The sequence below is a fragment of the Vibrio sp. L85 genome, from assembly GCF_963871815.1.
Lineage (GTDB): Bacteria > Pseudomonadota > Gammaproteobacteria > Enterobacterales > Vibrionaceae > Vibrio > Vibrio harveyi.
On record NZ_CAWMYL010000210.1, the window covers coordinates 1 to 6,692 of the forward strand.

Genomic DNA, 6,692 nt, shown 5'->3' on the forward strand with positions numbered 1-6,692 from the left:
GTCACATTTGTTCATGAATACGATGATGTATGGGATACCAACCTGACGGCCTAGTAGGATGTGCTCACGAGTTTGTGGCATTGGACCATCAGTTGCAGCAACTACAAGAATACCACCGTCCATCTGTGCAGCACCAGTGATCATGTTCTTAACGTAGTCCGCGTGTCCTGGACAGTCAACGTGCGCGTAGTGGCGAGTTGGAGTGTCGTACTCTACGTGAGAAGTAGCGATTGTGATACCGCGCTCACGCTCTTCTGGAGCGTTATCGATAGATGCGAAGTCACGAGCAGCACCGCCGTATACTTTAGCAAGTGTTGTACAGATAGCTGCAGTTAGAGTAGTTTTACCGTGGTCAACGTGGCCGATAGTACCAACGTTTACGTGCGGTTTTACACGTTCAAATTTTTCTTTAGACATGAGTAGTCCCTCTAGGTACGGATTTAGGTGGCCCGAATTGACCACGCAACCAAAAAAGATAATTGGTAAATCTTATATCAAAAGGAGATAACTTTGAGAGCTGGTGCTGATAGGCAGACTCGAACTGCCGACCTCATCCTTACCAAGGATGCGCTCTACCACCTGAGCTATATCAGCACTCAAATTAGAGTGGAGCGGGCAGCGGGAATCGAACCCGCATCATCAGCTTGGAAGGCTGAGGTAATAGCCATTATACGATGCCCGCAACACGTAACTCTGAGAGCTATTTCCTAAAGAATATGGTGGAGGGGGACGGATTCGAACCATCGAAGGCAGTGCCGGCAGATTTACAGTCTGCTCCCTTTGGCCACTCGGGAACCCCTCCAAATTTTTAAGCCATTCTTACTACAATTGTTTCCACTAGAAACAGGAAAGAATGGTGCCGACTACCGGAATCGAACTGGTGACCTACTGATTACAAGTCAGTTGCTCTACCTACTGAGCTAAGTCGGCATAAGTGGTGCGCATTCTATTGAATGATTTTCTAGGTTGCAATAGCTATTTCAAAAAAAATCGTAAAATTCGACTTTTTAGAATCGATTGCTGCAAAATCATACAAACCTCGCTTTTTAAAGCAAACTTTCGAGCTTTGTCGTTTGCTTTGCACGGAGCTTGTTGTATGTTCTTGCTCTCGATGAAACCAAGGATAAAAGAGACCCATGAGTCCATTTTTGTCATTTGACCGTGCCGAATGGGCAGAATTGCGCAATTCTGTTCCGATGACACTCTCTGAAGACGATCTGAAAGCGCTTCAAGGCATTAATGAAAACCTCACTATGGAGGAAGCGGTAGAGATCTACCTTCCTTTGTCTCGTCTTTTAAATCTGTACGTTCAGGCTCGCCAAAGTCGTAACTCTGTACTTCAGCAGTTCCTCAACACGGAAGAACATGCTCCACCCTTTGTTATCGGCATTGCCGGCAGTGTGGCGGTAGGAAAGAGTACTACCGCACGACTTCTAAAAGCATTGCTCTCTCGTTGGGAGAACCATCCGAAAGTCGCCCTTGTGACAACAGATGGTTTCTTATATCCAAAGAAAGTACTGGAAGAGAGAGGCATCATGCATCGTAAAGGCTTTCCGGAATCTTACGATATTAAACGCTTGGTAGAATTCGTTTCAGATGTAAAAGCAGGTCAACCAAACTTAGAAGTCCCAGTTTATTCACACATTACGTACGACATTACTGAAGAACGAAAGAAAGTAGATCGTCCAGATGTACTGATTATCGAAGGGTTAAACGTTCTGCAAAGTGGTATGGACTATCCGCATGATCCACATCGCGTGTTTGTCTCTGATTTCCTAGACTTCTCTATTTATGTTGATGCAGAAACTGAGACCATTGAGCAATGGTATGTAGAACGATTTTTGAAATTCCGCCAAGGTGCATTTACTCAACCAGGCTCTTATTTTAGTCATTACACGCAATTGTCTGTCGAAGAGGCGAAAAACAAAGCTAAAGAAATTTGGCAAAGCATTAACGGGCTCAATCTAGAACATAACATTCTGCCAACTCGCGAGAGAGCCCATCTAATTCTGCACAAAGGTCCTAGTCATCTCGTCGACAAGGTGTCGTTGAGAAAGTAACCTCTATTAGGCACTAGACTAGAGGTTAATCACCTTTCCTTAGGGAGATCTCACCACCAACGTAGGTCTCCAATCCATTAGTGGTTTCTAATACTACACCACCTTGCTGATCGATGCCCTTTACTACCCCATGGATTTCTCTAGGTCCCATCAATAGCTTTACAGGGCGTCCAATAAAGTTGTCTAAACGATTCCAACGCTCTACAAACCCACCGAGCCCTGTCATTTCATATTCTTCTAGTGCTTTCTTCCAGTGTTCAATCAGGTTAATCGCTAACAGGTTACGATCGATATCTAGGCTATCGCTCACTTGGTTTAAGGTTGTCCACGGTTGATCGATTTCAGGTTGCAAGTCTGGCATACCGATATTAAGCCCCATGCCAATAACTAGATGCGCTGCCCCACCGGCTTGCCCTGACATTTCAACTAAAATGCCTGCAAGCTTTTTATCTTCGTAGTAAATATCGTTCGGCCATTTGAGTTTCACGCCTTGGATACCCATCTCTTCAATAGCTTCCACTGCTGCGATACCAACAACTAAGCTCAACCCCATAGCCGCTGCCATACCAGCATCCAAACGCCAGTACATCGACAAATACAAGTTAGTCCCAAAAGGCGATATCCATTGGCGACCACGTCGTCCTCTTCCTTTTGCTTGATATTCAGCCAAACATACGCGCCCCTTATCGGAGTCATCGACTTTCTCGAGCAGATATTGGTTGGTTGAATCTATAACCGAGATGAGTTCAAGTTGAGTATCAACATAAGCTTGAAGCCTTTGCTCATCAAGCAGTTGTAAAGGCTGAGCTAGCTGGTAGCCACGTCCTTGAATCCGGTAAATGTCTACGCCCCAATCATTAAGACCTTTGATGTGCTTTGCAATAGCAGCGCGTGATATACCCAATTCTTGCCCTAAGGCTTCCCCAGAATGAAAATCACCGTCACTTAGCGCTTTGAGAATATGCAGTTTTGCAGAGTGTTCCTTTCTCATCGCGTAGCCTCAATCTCAGTTAGGTTAGTCTCGCCCTTGTTATTCATAAAACGAACTTCATGTTCTAGTTCAATTTGGTATTTATCCCAAACGGTCCTTTTTACCAAAGACGCAAGCTCGACAACATCATTGGCACTACAATTATCAACATTAGTTAGAACCAAAGCTTGGAGTGGATTTACTTGAGCACCGTTCACTGATACCCCCTTCAAACCACATTGGTCGATTAACCAACCCGCAGCGACTTTCATTCCTCCTTTCGCAGGGTAAGCCACCATATTGCTGTGCTTTTTGATAAGTTGATCGTAATGATCTTGGCTGATCACTGGATTTTTAAAAAAGCTTCCTGCGTTACCAACTTTTGCAGGGTCTGGCAATTTTTCCATTCGCACTTGGCATACACGCTCAAAAATGGTTAGGGGACTAAGCTCTTCTTCAGGAATACTTTGCAAAGGACCATATTGATTGATCGCCTTCCATTGCTTTGGCAGTTTGAGACCGACCGCAGTAATAAAGCATTTTTCATATAATGCATGCTTGAAGATCGAATCACGATAGCCAAATTGGCACTCTTCTGCAGTCATGCGTTTGGTCGTGAAGTTCTCCAAATCGAGGATATCTACGTATTCGCACACATTTTGCAATTCCAATCCATAGGCTCCGATATTTTGAATAGGTGCCGAGCCTGCACAGCCAGGGATGAGTGCGAGGTTCTCAATACCTCCCATGCCTTGTTCTACACACCATTGAACAAGCGCCGGCCAATCCTCACCGCCTTCAATGTGCAATAGATAATGAGCACCTTCTTCAGTAACAGTTTTACCCATTAAGCGGTTAATAATGACCATGCCTTCATAGTGTTGAGTAAACAGCATGTTACTGCCCTTACCTAAAAATAGCTTCGGTAACTCTAGGTAAGCTTCATCTTTAAATAGCTGAATAACATCATCGATAGTTTCAACGATCGCTAAATAAGCACAGGTTTGTTCGATACCAAATGTGTGGAAAGCCTTGAGGCTCGCATGTTTCTTAATTTCCATAGTGGATTTGCAACGCCAGATGAGATTCTCTTAAACTGTAGCCATTCTACCTTAGTTATGTTTTAGCCGCAGTGACAATACCTAGCTCATTAATCATAGAAGTGTTAAATCCGATCAAACTACCTCTGATCAAGAGATTATACAAAGCACATTACCCTGCCGGAAAAGCCAAGCGTGATGAGCTGATCATCACCGCAAGTTTAGAAGGAAAAATCGTTGCTCTCCTTAGAATGAAAGCGGTCGAAAAGTCTCGCTTGCTGACTGGTATGCTTGTTGTTCCGGAATGTAGGGGAACAGGGGTCGGTCAAGCATTACTTATTCATTGCGAAAACACTGTTTTCAACAATGGAGATTATTGCTTTGCTTTTAATCATTTAGAGGCTTATTACTCTCAACATGGATTCAAAACCATTGATAGCTCTGAGCTTCCAAACTCATTGAAAATGGCTTATTTACGGTACGTGGACAGTGGCAAAGATCTCATTCCAATGCAATTCATTACTTCTAGTGCTTCAAACAGTGCGCTTTTGTAGCCAGAGAAATCATATCTTTGGTAAAATATCAGGTTCGCAATATTGCACTTAATTAAGGTACTCACACCGGTATGATAGTAAGTAGGAACCCATTCGAACAGTTGCCAAGTCTCGCAGTTAAGCCTGAAGACTTCGAAGTTCTGCACGCAGCAGATGCTTTCAGAGCTCGTCTTCTTGATGCGATCAGCAAAGCAACGTCACGAATTTACCTAGTCGCTCTATATCTGGAAGATGATGAAGCTGGACGTGAAATTTTCACAGCGCTTTATGAAGCGAAACAGCGCAATCCTGGATTGGACATCAATATCTGTGTAGATTGGCACCGAGCGCAACGTGGTCTCATTGGTGCAGAATCATCTGAAGGCAACGCAGCACTTTACAAGGCATTCGCAAAAAAATACCAGCACTCAATTCCTGTATACGGTATTCCTGTACGAGGCAGAGAAGTCTTTGGTGTACTTCATCTTAAAGGCTTCATCGTAGATGACACCGTCATTTACAGCGGAGCAAGTCTTAACAACGTATACCTACAATACAATGGTCGTTACCGCTTCGATCGCTACCATGTCATTCAACACAAAGCATTAGCAGACTCGATGGTAGGATTCATTCAGGATGAAATGATCGCCCACCCTGCAGTTAATGATCTTGCAGATAAAGATAAACCTGAGACAAAAGAGATCAAAGCGGACATTCGCCAACTTCGCTCTTCTTTAGCTCGTGCTAATTACGAATTTAAACCAGAAGTAGCCAGCGAAGACGAAGTGAAAGTTACACCGCTGGTAGGTTTAGGGAAGCGCCGTAATTTACTCAACCAGAAAATCGTTAAGCTGCTTGCAGCTGCTCAGAACGAAATCTTTATCTGTACACCTTACTTTAACTTCCCGAAAGCGATTAATCGTGAAGTAAAACGTGCAATGAAACGTGGTGTAAAAGTAACAATCGTGGTTGGTGACAAGACTGCAAACGACTTTTACATCTCTCCTGAAGAAGAGTTCAAGACTATTGGCGGTTTACCATATCTGTACGAACTCAACTTACGTCGTTTCGCTAAAGCGAATGAAGCAAGCATTGCTGCTCGTAAATTATCTATTCACCTTTGGAAACATGATAACAATAGCTTCCACCTAAAAGGTATCTGGGTTGATAAGCGCTACATGCTTATGACAGGTAACAACCTAAACCCTAGAGCATGGTCACTAGATCTTGAAAATGGTCTTTTAGTTCAAGACAACTTCGCGAAGATGACAGACAAATTTGAACAAGAGGTGGCAAACATTCTAGAGCACACTCAGCTTATTTGTACTTACAAGCAATTAGAGAAAGTGGAAGACTATCCAGTCAGTGTTCAGAAGCTGGTCCGTAAGATCACACGTATCAAAGCTGATGGTGTACTAAAACGCATTCTTTAAAATGCTTCGATAGTAAACTTACAGAGCCCAGTATGAAAATACTGGGCTTTTTTATTATGTACAGCTAGCGACATAGATTACAACATTGTTGCTTTCTTAAGTATTTAGACTGACACTTCGATATACAATGGGATGAGACGACTTTGTATTCTAAGAAATTCAACAAGATAACAGGTCCAAGATTGTAACGAAAAGGCTCCAGCATTTCTGCTAGAGTCTTAAATATGGCAGGGGTAGATTGGACCGGCACTCCGGAGATTCGATATGGCTTGCTGCCAAGCGGACTGGCGGCTCAGTTTGGACCGGCACTCCGGAGATTCGATATGACTTGCTGCCAAGCGGACTGGCGGCTCAGTTCCCAACACGCACTATTTGGGCATTAGGGGAATCCCCTGCTCTTCCAACTAGACTGGTACTCGTTCCTTCATATACGAAAAAGGCTCTAGCATTTCTGCTAGAGCCTTAAATATGGCAGGGGTGGAGAGATTCGAACTCCCAACACGCGGATTTGGAATCCGCTGCTCTGCCAATTGGAGCTACACCCCTGTAGAAACTACAGTTTATCACATTGTAGATTCAAAAAAACCTCGCAAAAGCGAGGTCTTTGAAATAAGTGGCGGAGCGGACGGGACTCGAACCCGCGACCCCCGGCGTGA

General features: G+C 43.9%; 6 protein-coding genes and 5 tRNA genes. 3 read left to right on the plus strand and 8 right to left on the minus strand.

Annotation, left to right across the window (positions count from 1 at the left end):
• From AACR11_RS21090 to AACR11_RS21110, 5 genes are all read right to left on the minus strand, one after another.
• On the minus strand, positions 1-417 hold a 417-nt coding region (locus tag AACR11_RS21090), incomplete at its 3' end, for a GTP-binding protein (RefSeq protein ID WP_114145632.1).
• 101 nt (positions 418-518) lie between these two features.
• Positions 519-594 (minus strand) — tRNA-Thr (locus AACR11_RS21095).
• Positions 595-607: 13 nt separating this feature from the next.
• Positions 608-682: transfer RNA gene (locus AACR11_RS21100), tRNA-Gly, on the minus strand.
• A 35-nt stretch (positions 683-717) separates the two neighbouring features.
• Positions 718-802 (minus strand) — tRNA-Tyr (locus AACR11_RS21105).
• 52 nt (positions 803-854) lie between these two features.
• Positions 855-930 (minus strand) — tRNA-Thr (locus AACR11_RS21110).
• A gap of 206 nt (positions 931-1,136) precedes the next feature.
• Here AACR11_RS21110 and coaA point away from each other — a divergent pair.
• Positions 1,137-2,060 carry a type I pantothenate kinase gene (gene coaA / locus AACR11_RS21115; protein ID WP_017817494.1) on the plus strand — a complete coding sequence of 308 codons (924 nt, stop codon included), beginning with the start codon at positions 1,137-1,139 and terminating at the stop codon, positions 2,058-2,060.
• 25 nt (positions 2,061-2,085) lie between these two features.
• On the opposite strand, the gene birA is transcribed toward coaA, so the two are convergent.
• A complete protein-coding gene (gene birA, locus AACR11_RS21120; protein WP_029790815.1) occupies positions 2,086-3,051 on the minus strand; it encodes a bifunctional biotin--[acetyl-CoA-carboxylase] ligase/biotin operon repressor BirA in 966 nt (321 codons plus the stop codon).
• Positions 3,048-4,091 (minus strand): UDP-N-acetylmuramate dehydrogenase, encoded by a 1,044-nt coding sequence (gene murB / locus AACR11_RS21125; RefSeq protein WP_005451110.1) that lies wholly within the window; start codon positions 4,089-4,091, stop codon positions 3,048-3,050. Before murB ends, birA begins: the two co-directional genes overlap by 4 nt.
• A gap of 101 nt (positions 4,092-4,192) precedes the next feature.
• Between murB and AACR11_RS21130 the strand changes: the two genes are divergently transcribed.
• Both AACR11_RS21130 and pssA read left to right on the plus strand, forming a co-directional pair.
• On the plus strand, positions 4,193-4,624 hold the full coding sequence (locus AACR11_RS21130) for a GNAT family N-acetyltransferase (protein ID WP_029790816.1): 432 nt from the start codon (positions 4,193-4,195) through the stop codon (positions 4,622-4,624).
• A 71-nt stretch (positions 4,625-4,695) separates the two neighbouring features.
• Positions 4,696-6,036, plus strand: coding sequence for a CDP-diacylglycerol--serine O-phosphatidyltransferase (gene pssA, locus AACR11_RS21135; protein WP_005451105.1), 1,341 nt, complete (start codon positions 4,696-4,698; stop codon positions 6,034-6,036).
• A 469-nt stretch (positions 6,037-6,505) separates the two neighbouring features.
• Here pssA and AACR11_RS21140 read toward each other — a convergent pair.
• Positions 6,506-6,582, minus strand: a tRNA-Trp gene (locus AACR11_RS21140).
• Positions 6,583-6,692: the final 110 nt, after the last annotated feature.